The 14,425-nt window shown below is 38.6% G+C and carries 14 protein-coding genes; 12 read left to right on the forward strand and 2 right to left on the reverse strand.

Translation table 11 applies throughout. The features are described 5' to 3' along the window. Positions 1-246: 246 nt before the first annotated feature. Entirely contained in the window at positions 247-1,302 is a 1,056-nt protein-coding gene (locus MKY71_RS03405) for a glycosyltransferase family 4 protein (RefSeq protein ID WP_251689785.1), read from the forward strand. A 290-nt stretch (positions 1,303-1,592) separates the two neighbouring features. Here the strand turns inward: MKY71_RS03405 and MKY71_RS03410 are convergent, their stop codons facing one another. After that, on the reverse strand, positions 1,593-2,642 hold the full coding sequence (locus MKY71_RS03410; RefSeq protein ID WP_339197691.1) for an LCP family protein: 1,050 nt from the start codon (positions 2,640-2,642) through the stop codon (positions 1,593-1,595). Between the two features lie 137 nt (positions 2,643-2,779). Next, positions 2,780-3,415 (reverse strand): YigZ family protein, encoded by a 636-nt coding sequence (locus MKY71_RS03415; protein ID WP_340731609.1) that lies wholly within the window; start codon positions 3,413-3,415, stop codon positions 2,780-2,782. A gap of 161 nt (positions 3,416-3,576) precedes the next feature. On the opposite strand from MKY71_RS03415, the gene MKY71_RS03420 reads away from it, so the two are divergent. The 11 genes from MKY71_RS03420 to flgL all read left to right on the forward strand — a co-directional run bounded on the left by MKY71_RS03420 (position 3,577) and on the right by flgL (position 14,090). Then, positions 3,577-4,740: a sensor histidine kinase gene (locus tag MKY71_RS03420; RefSeq protein WP_340731610.1), complete on the forward strand. Its 1,164-nt coding sequence runs from the start codon at positions 3,577-3,579 to the stop codon at positions 4,738-4,740. Positions 4,741-4,762: 22 nt separating this feature from the next. After that, a complete protein-coding gene (locus MKY71_RS03425) occupies positions 4,763-5,437 on the forward strand; it encodes a response regulator transcription factor (protein WP_340731611.1) in 675 nt (224 codons plus the stop codon). Between the two features lie 300 nt (positions 5,438-5,737). Then, positions 5,738-6,253 (forward strand): nuclear transport factor 2 family protein, encoded by a 516-nt coding sequence (locus MKY71_RS03430; RefSeq protein WP_340731612.1) that lies wholly within the window; start codon positions 5,738-5,740, stop codon positions 6,251-6,253. A 176-nt stretch (positions 6,254-6,429) separates the two neighbouring features. Further along, positions 6,430-7,272 (forward strand): DegV family protein, encoded by an 843-nt coding sequence (locus MKY71_RS03435; protein WP_340731613.1) that lies wholly within the window; start codon positions 6,430-6,432, stop codon positions 7,270-7,272. A 389-nt stretch (positions 7,273-7,661) separates the two neighbouring features. After that, complete coding sequence (locus MKY71_RS03440) at positions 7,662-9,110, forward strand: DEAD/DEAH box helicase (protein ID WP_340731614.1); 1,449 nt, start codon at positions 7,662-7,664, stop codon at positions 9,108-9,110. Beyond that, positions 9,103-9,708 (forward strand): ComF family protein, encoded by a 606-nt coding sequence (locus MKY71_RS03445; RefSeq protein WP_340731615.1) that lies wholly within the window; start codon positions 9,103-9,105, stop codon positions 9,706-9,708. Before MKY71_RS03440 ends, MKY71_RS03445 begins: the two co-directional genes overlap by 8 nt. A 101-nt stretch (positions 9,709-9,809) precedes the next feature. Continuing rightward, positions 9,810-10,220 carry a TIGR03826 family flagellar region protein gene (locus MKY71_RS03450; protein ID WP_340731616.1) on the forward strand — a complete coding sequence of 137 codons (411 nt, stop codon included), beginning with the start codon at positions 9,810-9,812 and terminating at the stop codon, positions 10,218-10,220. A gap of 313 nt (positions 10,221-10,533) precedes the next feature. Further along, the gene (gene flgM, locus MKY71_RS03455) at positions 10,534-10,794 is read left to right on the forward strand and encodes a flagellar biosynthesis anti-sigma factor FlgM (RefSeq protein WP_339175261.1); all 261 of its coding nucleotides are present in this window, start codon (positions 10,534-10,536) and stop codon (positions 10,792-10,794) included. A 36-nt stretch (positions 10,795-10,830) separates the two neighbouring features. Then, positions 10,831-11,334: a flagellar protein FlgN gene (locus MKY71_RS03460; protein WP_340731617.1), complete on the forward strand. Its 504-nt coding sequence runs from the start codon at positions 10,831-10,833 to the stop codon at positions 11,332-11,334. A 93-nt stretch (positions 11,335-11,427) separates the two neighbouring features. Next, complete coding sequence (gene flgK, locus MKY71_RS03465; protein ID WP_340731618.1) at positions 11,428-13,161, forward strand: flagellar hook-associated protein FlgK; 1,734 nt, start codon at positions 11,428-11,430, stop codon at positions 13,159-13,161. Positions 13,162-13,202: 41 nt separating this feature from the next. Continuing rightward, positions 13,203-14,090, forward strand: a complete 888-nt coding sequence (flgL, locus tag MKY71_RS03470) for a flagellar hook-associated protein FlgL (protein WP_339197722.1) — start codon at positions 13,203-13,205, stop codon at positions 14,088-14,090. Positions 14,091-14,425 lie beyond the last annotated feature (335 nt).

Here is a 14,425-nt window from a genome sequence, read left to right on the forward strand (position 1 = left end):
TAGGAACCAAATTAATAATGATAATTATTTGATAATTTGAAAGCTTTCAAAGAAATTAGTAATGTAGGAGAAGATTAATAGATGTTAAATTTATGTGAGCTGAATAAATAGTGGAAGGAATTTAAGCTATATTTTATGATTTGTTCATGCTATACTTATGGTGAATAAAAATGTAGAGTTTTTAATGAATCTCCAAAAGGCGATTTATTGTAATGCTTTATACTACAAAAATTAAGGAGGAGAGACATGATTTACGTGTCTTTAATCGTAGCTTTTATTGCTGCTATTATACTAACTCCGCTTGTGAAGCGATTGGCTTTTCGCCTTGGAGCTGTAGATGCCCCGAACTATCGTAAAGTGCATGCACGCATTATGCCACGATTAGGCGGTTTAGCAATTTTTGGTGCGTTTATGATCGGGATATTACTTTTAAAATTTGTCACGAACTTCGAAAGTGACTACTTATACGCGATTTTAATCGCCGCGACAATTATTGTAGCAACAGGTATCGTTGACGATATGCGTGAAATTTCCGCTAAAGCTAAATTGCTTGGCCAAGTGATCGCTGCCTGTATTGTTGTATTTGTCGGCGGTATTCAAATTGACAATATTAACTTACCATTTGGTGGGGAACTGGAATTCGGCTGGTTAGGAATTCCGTTCACAATCATTTGGATTGTCGGTATTACAAATGCAATTAACTTAATTGATGGTCTTGATGGACTAGCTGCTGGTGTATCCACAATTGCTTTAATGACATTGGCTGTAATGGCAATGATCATGGGGAATGGCATTGTTATCGCAATGGCTGCAATTTTGGCGGCTGCAACAATCGGATTCCTGTTTTTCAACTTCCACCCCGCGAAAATTTTCATGGGGGACACAGGTGCACTGTTTTTAGGATTTATGATTTCGGTGCTCGCACTACTAGGATTTAAAAACGTAGCGGTGATCTCGTTCGTTATCCCGGTTATTATGTTAGGAGTTCCGATTTCTGATACGTTCTTCGCAATCGTGCGTCGTTTGCGCAGCGGTAAAAAGTGGTCGGATCCGGATAAATCGCATTTACACCACCGTTTATTGGATTTAGGATTCTCGCATCGTCAAACTGTGACGATTATTTATGCAATGGCTGCAATGTTCGGTCTCGCTGCTGTCATCTTCTCGATGGCAAAAGTTTGGGGCGCGATTTTACTCATTGCCGTAATATTAGTGGCGATTGAGCTGTTTGTAGAAATTATCGGCCTTGCCGGCAAAAACTATAAACCGTTACTCAACCTTGTAAGAATATTTAATAAATGAAATGACCGAAACAAGTAAATGGCATTATGCTGTTTGCTTGTTTTTTTGTTTTGGGGATTTTTTTGCAAAGCATAGGGGGAATGTAGAAAGTTGTGTGGGGAAAGTGGAACGGATTGAACTATAAGTAGAAAGTTTCACAGCGAAAGTAGAAACTGTTCAGGGAAAAGTAGAATAAATGGTCGAAAAAGAAGAAAGTGTGAATTTTAATGACGGATATACACACCCTATTATAGGTAGAAACCCCAAATAAAAAAACCAACCCCCGCATCATTGGCGGAGGTTGGCTCATCTTATTGTGTATCTGTATCCGTTCTTGTTGTATAAGCTGAATTTGATTGTGAGCTTGTGCCTGAAATGTTTGTCGATTCAGGAGTAAGTCCTAAATGACTTTTTAAAATATGGCTCGTTTCTTCAAGTGCTTCTTGATCCAACTTGTAATAATAAACGCCTGTCGACATATCGTCATAGCCTTCCAATGTCAATGTATCAATACGGGGCATGCCGTTTGTTAAATAGCTGAAGAAAGATTTCATTTCTGTAAATGTCATATCTGTCTTCATATTGTTTCCGACAGCTGATAAAATATCATCGTATTTTGAAATGGATGTAAATGATGCTGCTTTTGTTGCAATCGCCTTAATGATTTCTTGTTGGCGTTTACCGCGTTCAATGTCATTGTCCTGTTTACGTGTACGTGCAAGTGCCAATGCTTGACGACCATCCAATGTTTGGAGACCAGGTTGCAGTCTTACTGTATTACGGTCGAATTCATCTTTTTCATTCATTACATATGGTACTTCTGCTTCAATCCCGCCTAATGCATCTACAATATCGATGAAGGCATTAAAGTTTACACGCATGTAGTAATCAATCGGAATATCAAATAATTCTTCTACAGTTTCAATTGAAGCTAGTGTGCCACCACGAGCGTGCGCATGGTTGATTTTATCGTTATATCCGATATGGGGGATGTAAACATATGAATCACGTGGGATACTCACTAGTTTAACTGATTTAGTTTTATTGTTTAAAGTGGCAAGCAGGAGGGCATCTGTGCGGGAATTATCTGCACCTTGACCGCGCTTTTCACTATCATCGACACCTAAAATTAAAATTGAAACATTGTCTTGAGCCGGCTCTACTTTTACTTCACGTTGTTCCGGAATTTTACGGTCTTCGATTACTTCATATGCACTGTTTGCAGCATGTTCGGCTTGCTTCGTCAAATAGACACCGTACGCTGTTGCACAAATTACGAGCGAAAGAGTCAAAAGCGTCGTAACTTTAAGAAACAATCTGAATTTCGAAGAGCCTTTCTTTTTATTTTGCCTTGTTTTCATAAAGATTCTCCTCTAGTCTGGGGATAGGTAACTCTATTAAATTGGGTATAATCAATGTTCATAATCTTATCTAATATACTACAATCTACTTTTGTCGTAAAGTTACGAAATCATGTATTATATGTCGCTTAATTACACTATTCTTTCAAAAACTCGATAAAAAGCGCATCTTCTTGTGTGATGACTGCCTGGCCATTTGTCAGTTCTGTAATCCAGTCAATGAAAGTTTGTTCATCTTCTTTTAAAACGTGTACATAAATTTCTACATTTTCGGCATACTGAATATCATGAAGAGGGTAGTGGGAACCGCGTATCTCATTTTCTATTTTCCCCAACCACACATAATCAATCCCAATTTTCATTAAATAATGTAATTTTCGCTCAACAACTTGAGCAGCTGCGATACCTTCTGTCGTTGCTTTACTGTAGGCGCGGATTAAACCGCCTCCGCCAAGCTTAATGCCGCCGAAATAGCGAGTGACGACAACAACCGTATCTTTTAAACCTTGTTTTTTAAGAACTTCTAACATAGGGACGCCTGCAGTACCACTAGGTTCCCCGTCATCATTCGCTTTTTGGATCTGATCATGCTCCCCGATCATATAGCAGGAGCAGTTATGGGTAGCCGATGCATGCATCTTTTTTATTTTATCAATAAAGAGAATCGCTTCTTCTTCTGTTTCGACGCGTTCTACATAAGTTAAAAAACGCGATTTGGATATGATGATTTCTGATTCTCCGTAACCTTTTACTGTAATGTAGTTATTTCTCATTATCTATTCTCCTTAATATTACAATTTGATTTCAAATTTGTGGTTATAATTTAACTTAAAAAATGATTTACTAATGATATAATATGTATGTACTATATTAGTAGGTTGCAAAGCAAAAAGATAGAGTAGTTCGCATTCTGACTAAGTAAGGTGGGGAAAAAGTGCTAGAAAACAATCAAATAGACATCGCCTCGCTTGATGTAATATTTAATCGAATGTTGGAAACTATTACAAGTTCAAAAGATGATGTATTTATTATAAGCGAACAAAGCCGCAGAAACTTCGAAGAGATGCAACAAGAGCTGGAAGTTGTGCGTCATGAAATTAAGATTATAATAGATGAAAGTGATAACTTGGAAAAGTTGCTTCAATTATCTAGACAGCGATTAGTCGTTGTGAGTAAAAGTTTCAATAATCATTCAGAAGAGCAAATACGTGCTGCTTATGAAAATACAAGTAATTTACAATTAAAGGTCTCTCTTTGCCGGGAACGTGAAAAGCAGCTAAGAGATAAGCGTGATGATTTGGAAAGACGTCTGCGCACACTTTATGATACGATTGAAAGAGCGGATCATATTGTGAATCAAGTGAATGTTGTTATTAACTTTTTGACGACTGACCTGAAAAATGTCGGGGCAGCACTTGAACAGGCAAAGATTAAACAGGATTTTGGTATACGTATTATCGCAGCCCAGGAAGAAGAACGAAAGCGTTTATCGCGCGAAATTCATGATGGGCCTGCACAGATGATGGCGAATGTGCTGATGCGTTCGAATTTAATTGACCGCACTTTCCGGGAAAAAGGATCCGACGCCGCTTTAAAAGAAATCCATGATTTGAAAATAAGCGTACGCAACGCCTTATCCGAAGTACGCCGCATTATTTATGATTTACGTCCAATGGCACTTGATGACCTAGGTATTGATCCAACATTGAAAAAGTATTTATCTACGATTATGGAGTACAATCCGGGTGTTGAGATTCAGTTCCTTTCATATAATAACGAGCGCAGAATCCCTTCAGATTATGAGGTGGCTGTTTTCCGTTTAGTGCAGGAAAGTGTTAACAATGCATTGAAACACGGAAAACCAAACCTGATTATTGTTAAACTAGAGTGGTTATGTGACGAAATTAATGTTGTAGTAAAAGATAATGGGGTTGGATTTGATACAGAAAGCGTTCGTGAAGGATCTTTCGGTATTATAGGGATGAAAGAAAGAATTGAACTGCTGAAAGGTTCTTTGAAAATTAGCAGCAGTATCGGTAAAGGAACAACGATTTTAATGAAAATTCCATTGCCGACAAAAGATGAAGAGATAAGATAGCAGAATTCCAGGGGGTTTCGAAATGACGAAAATTATTATTGTAGATGATCACCAATTATTCCGTGAAGGGGTAAAACGTATTTTAGATTTTGAAGATACATTCGAGGTTGTTGCTGAAGGCGATGACGGTACAGATATCGTAAACTTATATGAACAAAACGAACCGGATGTTGTATTAATGGATATTAATATGCCGGGCAGAAACGGTGTAGAAGCAACAGCCGATTTACTTGCTGTATATCCGGATGCGAAAGTAATGGTTTTATCGATTCATGATGACGAATCATATGTAACACACGCATTAAAATCAGGTGCACTTGGCTACATGCTGAAAGAAATGGATGCCGATGAAATCGTTGAAGCGATCAAAGTTGTTTCTAACGGTGGTTCTTACCTGCACCCGAAAGTAACAAAAAATCTGGTTGCGGAATTCCGCCGTCTATCAGAGCACGAAAACAAAGGTAATTTCCATCAAACAGAAATTCGCCGCCCATTCCACTTATTGACAAAGCGTGAATGTGAAGTGCTTCAATTATTAACAGATGGCCAATCGAACCGTACAATCGGTGAGACATTATTCATCTCGGAAAAAACAGTTAAAAACCATGTATCAAGTATTTTACAAAAAATGAATGTGAATGACCGTACACAAGCAGTAGTAACAGCTATCAAAAACGGCTGGGTAGAAGTACGTTAATTACATATTTAACGTTAAAACAAGGATTCGATTTTTGTATCCTTGTTTTTATTTTTACATATTATTCCCGATTAATAAATAGACTTCCCGACCTAATCTATGAAACATCTGTGAACAAGTTTCGTCCTAATGTTTTGAAGGCAATAGTAAATAATTCGGACCTCGAATTTTTTCGTTCATAAAGAAAATTATGTTTTAAATGAAATTTGTATAAGAAAAAACATCATCACATGCTATGTTGTACAAGATGGGTTTTTCCAATATTGTGTGCTAAAATGTTTTGCGGGAGGTTGTAAAATTATGAAAAAATGGTTGGTAGCTGTACTAGCGGTTTTTGTACTGGCAGCTTGCGGGAATGAACAAGAAGCTTCACCTGAAAATCTGCAGAAAACGATCGACGAAGGTACTGTAGGCTTTGAAATGATGGGTGATTCAATTCAGGAAGAGGCAGATGTCCCGGAGGAAGAAAAAAATAATATTATATCTGCGTTTAATGAATATATTGCAGCCTTTAATGAAAAAGATTTAGAACGTTATAAAAATATAATTTCCAAAAATGCGTCAGGTTTTAATTATGACGAAGATATCGAAGCGGTTTCCGACGTATTTAATCAATATGATGTTAAACGTACGGCAGAAGATATTACGATTGTAAAATACAGCGACGATGAAGCTCAAGTATTTTCCAATTTAACGACAGAAACGAAAGAAATCGAAACAGGAGCCGAACTATCCGGTGTCGGCCGCCAAGTAACGGTATTGAAAAAGGAAGACGGCTGGAAAGTTTCGAGTATTTATTATATCGGCAGTGAATAAAAACTTAACTTCTATAATATATAGTAAAAACGTCTTGCGCGAATGGATGCCAAGATGTTTTTTTCATATAGTGACGAAGGTGAGAATGTGTGGAGTTCCCTATAAGAAAGGCAAAATACCGTTCACAATTATAGTGAGTTCATGTAAACTAGTGAACATAGGAGAGTGGGAGAGCGATGAAAACAGCAATTGTTACAGATAGTACAGCCTATTTAACACTTGAAGAACGAAATTTGTACAATGTCCATATGATTCCTCTAAGTGTAAACATTGAAGGAACATTTTACGATGAAGAAATTGATATTACAGCTTCAGAATTTTACGACCGTGTGCGCGGTGCAGCGGAGTTTCCGAAAACAACGCAACCGTCTGTCGGAAAATTTGTCGAGCTTTTTGAAACTTTAGGAAAAGATTATGATGAAATTGTAACGATTCACTTATCAAGCGGAATCAGCGGAACTTTCCAAGGTGCTGTCCAAGCGGGCGCAATGGTGGAAGGCGTAAACGTTCACGCATTTGATTCGGAAGTGGCAGCCTACTTGCAGGGCTTCTATGTAAAAGAAGCTGCTAAACTTGCATCGGAAGGCGCTTCAGGCGAGCAGATTATGGCACACTTGAATGATTTGAAAGGTTCGATGGATGATTATATTATTGTCGACGATTTACAGCATCTGCAGCGCGGCGGTCGTTTATCAGCAGCAGCTGCATTAATCGGCGGATTGCTTCAAGTAAAACCGATTTTAACATTCCAAAACAAAGTCATCGTGCCATTCGAAAAAATCCGTACACGCAAAAAAGCACTACGCCGAGTGGAAGAACAACTCGCTTCAGCAGTCAAAAAGCACGGTGCCCTTCAAGCAACAGTTATTCACGCCAACTGTGAGGACGAAGCACGAGAATGGATGAAGTCTTTGGAAGCAACGTACCCTACAGTCGATTTTACACTAAGCTACTTCGGTCCAGTAATCGGTACTCACTTAGGTGAAGGTGCGATTGCAATGGGATGGATTAAGAAATAATTTTGTTTTAGGCTTAACAGTCACTACTTCTTAGGGAGAGTGGCTGTTTTTTGTTTTTGGTGGGGAGGTGGGTCGCGGCGAGGGATATTAGAAGTTTGTGGGTGGAAAGTGGAAACTTCTTCACGGAAAGTAGAAAGTTTTAAGGTGAAAGTGGAATGTGAACGGAGAGAAGTAGAAGCGGTTGTCGGTATTAGAAGTTTTAGGATGGAATGTGGAAATTTCTTCACGGAAAGTAGACAGTTTTTAGGTGAAAGTGGAACGTAAACGGGGGAAAGTAGAAATTTTAGAGTGAAAAGTAGAAAGTTTTTTAAGTAATGTGGAAAGTAGAATTTTTTAAGTATTAGCTCAATATCGAATATCATTAAAAATTAAATAAAGGAGCGGAAATTATGTCTGCAATCTCAAAGAAAAAACGCTATAGACTACCCAAAATCAACGGTACCGCAAGCAAACCAAGTTCTCCAACTCATACTAGTTACTTTGGTCTTATCCCGGAACCGGCAATCGCAAATTTCTTCACCGGCCGGATCTGGTCCCGCAACCACACACCATTTTCTCAGAAAAAAATCGACACTTATATAAATCGCGGCTATTTTGAAACGGTCCACGCTGTCACTACAAAACCCCAATTGATTTGCCGTCGTTGTCTAAATAAAAAATCACATAAATTCGTTTCCTTTTGCTGTGCAAAGTGTCAAAAAGTCTGCCACTATTGCCGGCACTGTATTACGATGGGACGAATGTGCAGTTGTGATGAACTGATTATCTGGAAAGGAACTGGCACCCGAAAACAAAAATCACAAATCCAATTTGCATGGAACGGTAACCTGACACCTCACCAGAAAAAAGCGGCAAATGAACTCGCAGAAAGTATTTCACAAAACAAAAATCATCTTTTAGAAGCGGTTTGTGGCGCAGGAAAAACAGAGATTCTTTTTTCTGCAATCTACAATTCACTTAAAGCTGAAAAGAGAGTTTGTGTGGCAACACCTAGGACAGATGTAGTCTTAGAGCTGTATCCACGTTTTCAACAGGTGTTTCAAAAGATTACGATCCATGCTTTGTACGGTGGTGCAGAAACGAACGCTCAGTTCGCACAACTTGTCCTGGCAACGACACATCAGCTATACCGGTTTGAGCATGCATTTGATGTCATGATTGTCGATGAAGCGGATGCCTTTCCGTATACCTATGATGAGGCGTTGCAACGTGCAGTAATGAAAGCGAAAAAACCGGATGCCCCGATTGCATTCGTTACAGCCACTCCATCGAAAAAATTACTCCTGCAGCAGAAAACAGAAAACTGGGGCTACTCATTTATCGCAAGAAGATTCCATGGCCATCTTTTACCGATACCTCGATTCCAGGCACTCTGGAATTATGAAAAGACACTTCAGAAAAATAAAATTCCACAAAAGCTCCAATCCTGGCTAGATCAAAGACTTGAAAAAAACGAACCCTTTCTTATTTTCTTCCCGACAATCGAATTAATGGAACAAGCAAAACCTCTGTTTCAAAAGATAGAATCTACTATTGAAAGTGTCCATTCCGAAGACCCCGACCGGAAAGAAAAAGTTCTGCAACTGCGCAATGAACAACGAAAAGGTCTATTAACTACGACTATATTGGAACGCGGAATAACAATTAAGAATGTTCAGGTTGCTGTAGTCGGAGCCGAAAATCCTGTCTTCACATCCAGTGCGCTTATACAAATTAGCGGAAGAGTCGGGCGGAATGTACAGTACCCTAAAGGTGATATCGTATTTTTCCATCATGGTATCACGATGGAAATGGACGGAGCACGCAATAAAATATTGGAGATGAACCGTTATGAATAGACAGATCTTGAATTGTCTCTTATGTGATCATGAGCTTCAACAAAATATCGGATGGAAAGAACTGCTTCTAAATACACTGCCTCAAACTATTTGTCCCCGCTGTGAACAGCGCTTTCAACGAATTGAGCACCAACAGGAAGAAAGCGTCGTATCTTTATTCCATTATAATGAAGCAATGAAAGATTATCTGCACCGTTATAAATTTCTTCACGATATACTCCTTGCGAAAGTATTCAGCAAAACCCTTCACGAACAGCTTAAAGACGAAACCCGCCTTATTATCCCGATTCCGATGCATCCCGAAAACTTGAAACTTAGAACATTCGCGCATGTTGATGAATTGCTAAAAGCGGCAAAAATCCCATTTGCCCACCAATTAACAAAGCTTTCGAAAGAGCAACAATCACTTAAAACAAGAGAAGAACGTCTAAAAACGCCGCAACTTTTTGAAGTTATCAACCCGACTGTAATAAAAGATAAAAATTTACTTGTAGTGGACGATATTTATACTACAGGGACGACTTTAAACCTTGCGAAGAAAGTGCTTCTGGAAGCAGGAGCGAAAACGGTGGATGGATTTACATTAATCCATGGGTAAAATTAAAACCTATCAAGATGTTGGAAAGTCTTCAATTTAAGTTATTGAATTATTTTGTATAATGAACAAATAGTAGATTGTACGAAGAAGGAGGGCTCAAAATGGCTGAATTAAGAAATTGCCCGGAATGTAATGCTTTTTTTAACTACACTGGCTTGAGGGAAGTTTGCCATAACTGTGCACAAAAAGAAGAGGATTTGTATCAGGAAGTATATCGTTTCCTTCGTAAGCGTGAAAACCGTGCAGCAAATGTTGACCGTATTGTAGAGGCGACAGGAGTTGAGCGTGATTTGCTTTATAGATGGGTACGAAAAGGACGTCTGCACCCGGCGATGTTTCCGAACCTCGGATATCCATGCGATAACTGTGGAAGGATTACAAATTCAGGTAAGTTATGTGAAAAGTGTCAAAATGAATTAAAATCAGAGTTGCGAACTTTTGATGCTGCAAAAGAGTTTCGTGATGATATTGAACGTCGTGAACGTGGAACATATCTTTCTGAGAAAAAATAATTGTCTAAAACGGAGTCGTTTAAATAGGACTTCGTTTTTATTTTCAGTAAAATGAGCATAATAATATACTACATAAGTCCAGTTTTTTGTACTGAAGCATAAACAATTGGTAAAAGCAGTCGAAATAAAATATAGACGAAGCTTTTAACTTTATTAGCTGATAGAAGTTTAAGCCCCGCGCGGAAGTCGAAGGTTCGGTTATTTGAAGTTAACCTAAAATCGCCGCGTCGTGCGACAACGGTTGACTGATCCACATCGTGTGGACGTAAAGCCGAATCGAGGCAAAAATGATTTTAAGAGGAGGTCTATAAATATGAAGATTAATCCAATAGGTATACAAGCGATCAATAATTACAATAAGCAAGCACGACCTGTAAAAACAGAGGAAACTCAAAAAACATTTGCAGACCAGATCGAAATTTCAACAAAAGCAAAAGAAATGCAGGCAAATTCGACTTATGCAACTGAACGTGCAGAACGTGTGAAGAAAATCAAAGAAGACATCGATTCAGGAAATTATAAAGTAGATGCAAATCAGGTTGCTGATGATATGCTGAAATTCTTCAAAGGCTAATCACAGAAAATTTATGAGCAAGGGAGCGCTTAATACATGTCAATTGCCAATATTGTCGTCACGCTGGAAAAGCTAGAGAAAATGCATAAAAGTCTACTGGAACTAGCGCTTGCCAAAACGGAATACATTAAGCAAGGTGATATGGAAAAGCTTGATCAGCTCATCAAAAATGAGCAGTCACATGTAGCGGCGATTAACACAATTGAGCAACAGCGTCAGGCGATGGTAACGGATTACCTCCGAGCAAAAGGAATTGCTCTCACTGACACTCCGTCTGTTGCCGATGTGATAACGGCCGCTGAAAACAGCGAATCTACTCAAAGCCTGGTTAATGTACGGGAACGTTTAGTTGAGTTGCTCAACCAATTAAAGATGCAAAATGATTTGAATCAGAAGCTGGTTATGAACTCACTGCAGTTTATTAACATTACACTGGATGCAATGCGCCCGCAGCAAACAGAGCAGTTCAATTATTCCGGTGCGCAAATACGCGGGAATGCAGAAGTTGCAAAACGTTCTTTCAATGAATTTAAAGCCTAATCGCATGTAAGCTTCCGCATGCTGCGGAGGCTCTACATGTGATTTTTTTATTAATACTAAACAGAAATAACATACTAAAAGGGAGGTCCTGCAATGCGTTCAACATTTATGGGACTTGAAGCAAGCAAGCGCGGTCTTTTTACACAGCAATCAGCACTGTATACAACAGGACATAATATTTCAAATGCCAATACAGATGGCTATTCACGTCAACGAGTTAATATGGAAACAACACCAGGATTTCCGAGTCCGGGTTTAAATACAGGCAAATCGGCGGGGCATATCGGAACTGGGGTACAGGCACATTCAGTGCAACGTATCCGCGATGAATTCGTAGACCGTCAATACCGCCAAGAAACAAATAAGTTAGGATACTGGCAATCGACAACTAAATCGATTTCACAGATGGAAGATGTGATGTCAGAGCCTTCAGAGTATGGGATTAACCAGGCGTTCACTGAATTTTGGAAGTCAATGGAAGATGTTATCACCAATCCTAAAGATACCGCCGCTCGTCAGGTAATGATTTCGAAAGGAGAGTCATTGGCGGAATCATTTAACTATATGGATACACAATTAAAGCAAATCCAAGGGAATCTTGGAAATGAAATTAACGTTATTACAGATAAAGTAAACAGTTTATTGAAACAAATTGCTGACCTGAACAAGCAAATCCAAGCGGTTGAACCTAATGGATATATGCCAAATGATTTATATGATGCGCGTGACGTTTTAGTAGATCAGTTAAATGATATTATTCCTGTCTCAATTTCTTTTGAAAAGTCCGGCGGTAATGCATTGGAAATCGCTGAAGGAAGCATGACGATTACTTTTAAAGATACAAATGGTAATTCAATTGATTTAGTTCGTGGCAAAGAAGCAGGGAACTTGTCTGCTGTTGGTAAAGAATTGAATGCTGATGGTACGCCTATGCTAGATGCAAATGGTAACCAAATATATAAAAAAATTGATGGTGATGTAGACAACACTCAAACAGGAGAGTTTTCAGCATTTAGCCATATTACTATGACCAGTGCACTAATCCCTAACCCGGCTTACGATAAAAATGATCCGGCCATTTCTGATGATCCAAATGATCCGGCCTATGTCCCAAAACTGATTACAGTAACTAACAATATAAACCATAACGGACTTGAATCAAGCAAAGGTAAATTAGCAGCGCTGATTGATGCCTATGGTTATGAAAATCCAGCTGGTGAAGTAGTTGGTATTTATCCGGACATGTTAAATAAAATTGATAGTTTGGCTAAAGAGTTTATAACTGAGTTCAATTCAATTCACGGAAAAGGTGTAGATCTAAATGGTCTGCAAGGAGAGAACTTTTTCAGTGGTACAAATGCAAGAGATATAACAGTAGCTATAACAGACCCTAAAAAAATTGCAGCAGCGGGTGATTTGGAACCAATAATTGATCCGGCTACAAATACTCAAGCAACTGACCCGGTTACAGGTTTATTATTGTTTAAATCCGAGGAAGGGAACAATAAAAACATGTTGGCCTTGTCTAAATTACAATCTGCAGTACAAGGGAATCTGCAGGGCGGTACATTCCAATCGTTCTACAAATCATTAATTGGTGAATTAGGGGTAAAAGGTCAACAAGCAATAACGATGGAATATAATTCGACGACATTACGTCTACAAATTGAAAATAACCGTGCGTCCCATAATTCTGTATCATTGGATGAAGAAATGACAAATATGATTACATTCCAGCAAGCATACAATGCGAACGCACGTATGATTACCGTAATTGATGAAACATTAGATAAAATAATTAATGGCATGGGCCGCGTAGGTTTATAATATACATTCTAAATTAAACAATTAGGAAGAAGGCAATATAAATGCGTGTTACACAATCAATGTTGTCCAGCAATATGCTTCGTAACCTAAATACAAGCTATGGCAAAATGAGTAAATTGCAAGAGCAAATAAATTCTGGAAAAGTTATAAATCGTCCATCTGATGACCCGGTAATAGCGGTAAAAGGAATGGGTTATCGTGTAGATATAGATAAAATTGAGCAATTTCAACGTAATATGAATACAGCGCATAATTGGCTGGATTCATCAGATGAAGCATTAGATCAGGTGGGGAATGCTTTACACCGTGTACAGGAACTAGTAACACAGGCTGCAAATGATTCGAATACTGCAGATGAACGTCAAAAAATCCAAGTGGAAATCGAACAAATTCAACAGCAAATGCGTGATTTAGCGAATACAAAAATTGGTGAGAATTATATTTTTTCAGGGACTAATACAAGTTCTCCCCTCTTTCCGGACTCTACATCAAATGTTATGTCTGCTGGAACGGGTTTAAATAAATCAGTAGAAATCAATGTATTCGATGGAATTACAATGCAAGTCAATACACCGGGAGTAGGTTTATTCAAAGGTATAGATGATATGATGCAAAGTGTATCAGATGCATTAAATAACCCAGCCTCAACAGGTCAAGAAATTGGCGATTTATTGGGGGATATTCAAGGACAAACAAATGTCGTTCTTGAACAACGGGCTATCATCGGTGCAAGACAAAACCGAGCGGAACTGATGGAAAATCGATTGTCAATAAGTGAAGTAAATATCACAAAACAATTATCCCAAAATGAAGATACAGATTATGCAAAAGCTATTACAGAAATGACAACTGCCGAATCAATTCACCAAGCATCACTATCAGTAGGGGCAAAGATTATTCAGCAAACACTAGTAGATTTCATCCGTTAGATGAAATCTACTAGTGTTCTGCACCGAAAGCGAAGCGACAGGTGCAAACGATTTTAAAAAGATTTCATCCGTTAGATGAAATCTACTAGTGTTCTGCACCGAAAGCGAAGCGACAGGTGCAAACGATTTTAAAAAGATTTCATCCGTTAGATGAAATCTACTAGTGTTCTGCACCGAAAGCGAAGCGACAGGTGCAAACGATTTTAAAAAGATTTCATCCGTTAGATGAAATCTACTAGTGTTCTGCACCGAAAGCGAAGCGAAAGGGGCAAACGGATTAAAAAAAGAATTCATCCGTTAGTGAATATACTATAAAGCGTTTGGACATGTTCCAA

The organism is Solibacillus sp. FSL W7-1324 (assembly GCF_038008025.1).
Lineage (GTDB): Bacteria > Bacillota > Bacilli > Bacillales_A > Planococcaceae > Solibacillus.

Coding starts and splice junctions, on each gene's coding strand:
- MKY71_RS03405 (WP_251689785.1), top strand. CDS start 247: ATGATTTACGTGTCTTTAATCGTAGCTTTTATTGCTGCTATTATACTA.
- MKY71_RS03410 (WP_339197691.1), bottom strand. CDS start 2,642: ATGAAAACAAGGCAAAATAAAAAGAAAGGCTCTTCGAAATTCAGATTG.
- MKY71_RS03415 (WP_340731609.1), bottom strand. CDS start 3,415: ATGAGAAATAACTACATTACAGTAAAAGGTTACGGAGAATCAGAAATC.
- MKY71_RS03425 (WP_340731611.1), top strand. CDS start 4,763: ATGACGAAAATTATTATTGTAGATGATCACCAATTATTCCGTGAAGGG.
- MKY71_RS03430 (WP_340731612.1), top strand. CDS start 5,738: ATGAAAAAATGGTTGGTAGCTGTACTAGCGGTTTTTGTACTGGCAGCT.
- MKY71_RS03435 (WP_340731613.1), top strand. CDS start 6,430: ATGAAAACAGCAATTGTTACAGATAGTACAGCCTATTTAACACTTGAA.
- MKY71_RS03440 (WP_340731614.1), top strand. CDS start 7,662: ATGTCTGCAATCTCAAAGAAAAAACGCTATAGACTACCCAAAATCAAC.
- MKY71_RS03445 (WP_340731615.1), top strand. CDS start 9,103: ATGAATAGACAGATCTTGAATTGTCTCTTATGTGATCATGAGCTTCAA.
- MKY71_RS03450 (WP_340731616.1), top strand. CDS start 9,810: ATGGCTGAATTAAGAAATTGCCCGGAATGTAATGCTTTTTTTAACTAC.
- flgM (WP_339175261.1), top strand. CDS start 10,534: ATGAAGATTAATCCAATAGGTATACAAGCGATCAATAATTACAATAAG.
- MKY71_RS03460 (WP_340731617.1), top strand. CDS start 10,831: ATGTCAATTGCCAATATTGTCGTCACGCTGGAAAAGCTAGAGAAAATG.
- flgK (WP_340731618.1), top strand. CDS start 11,428: ATGCGTTCAACATTTATGGGACTTGAAGCAAGCAAGCGCGGTCTTTTT.
- flgL (WP_339197722.1), top strand. CDS start 13,203: ATGCGTGTTACACAATCAATGTTGTCCAGCAATATGCTTCGTAACCTA.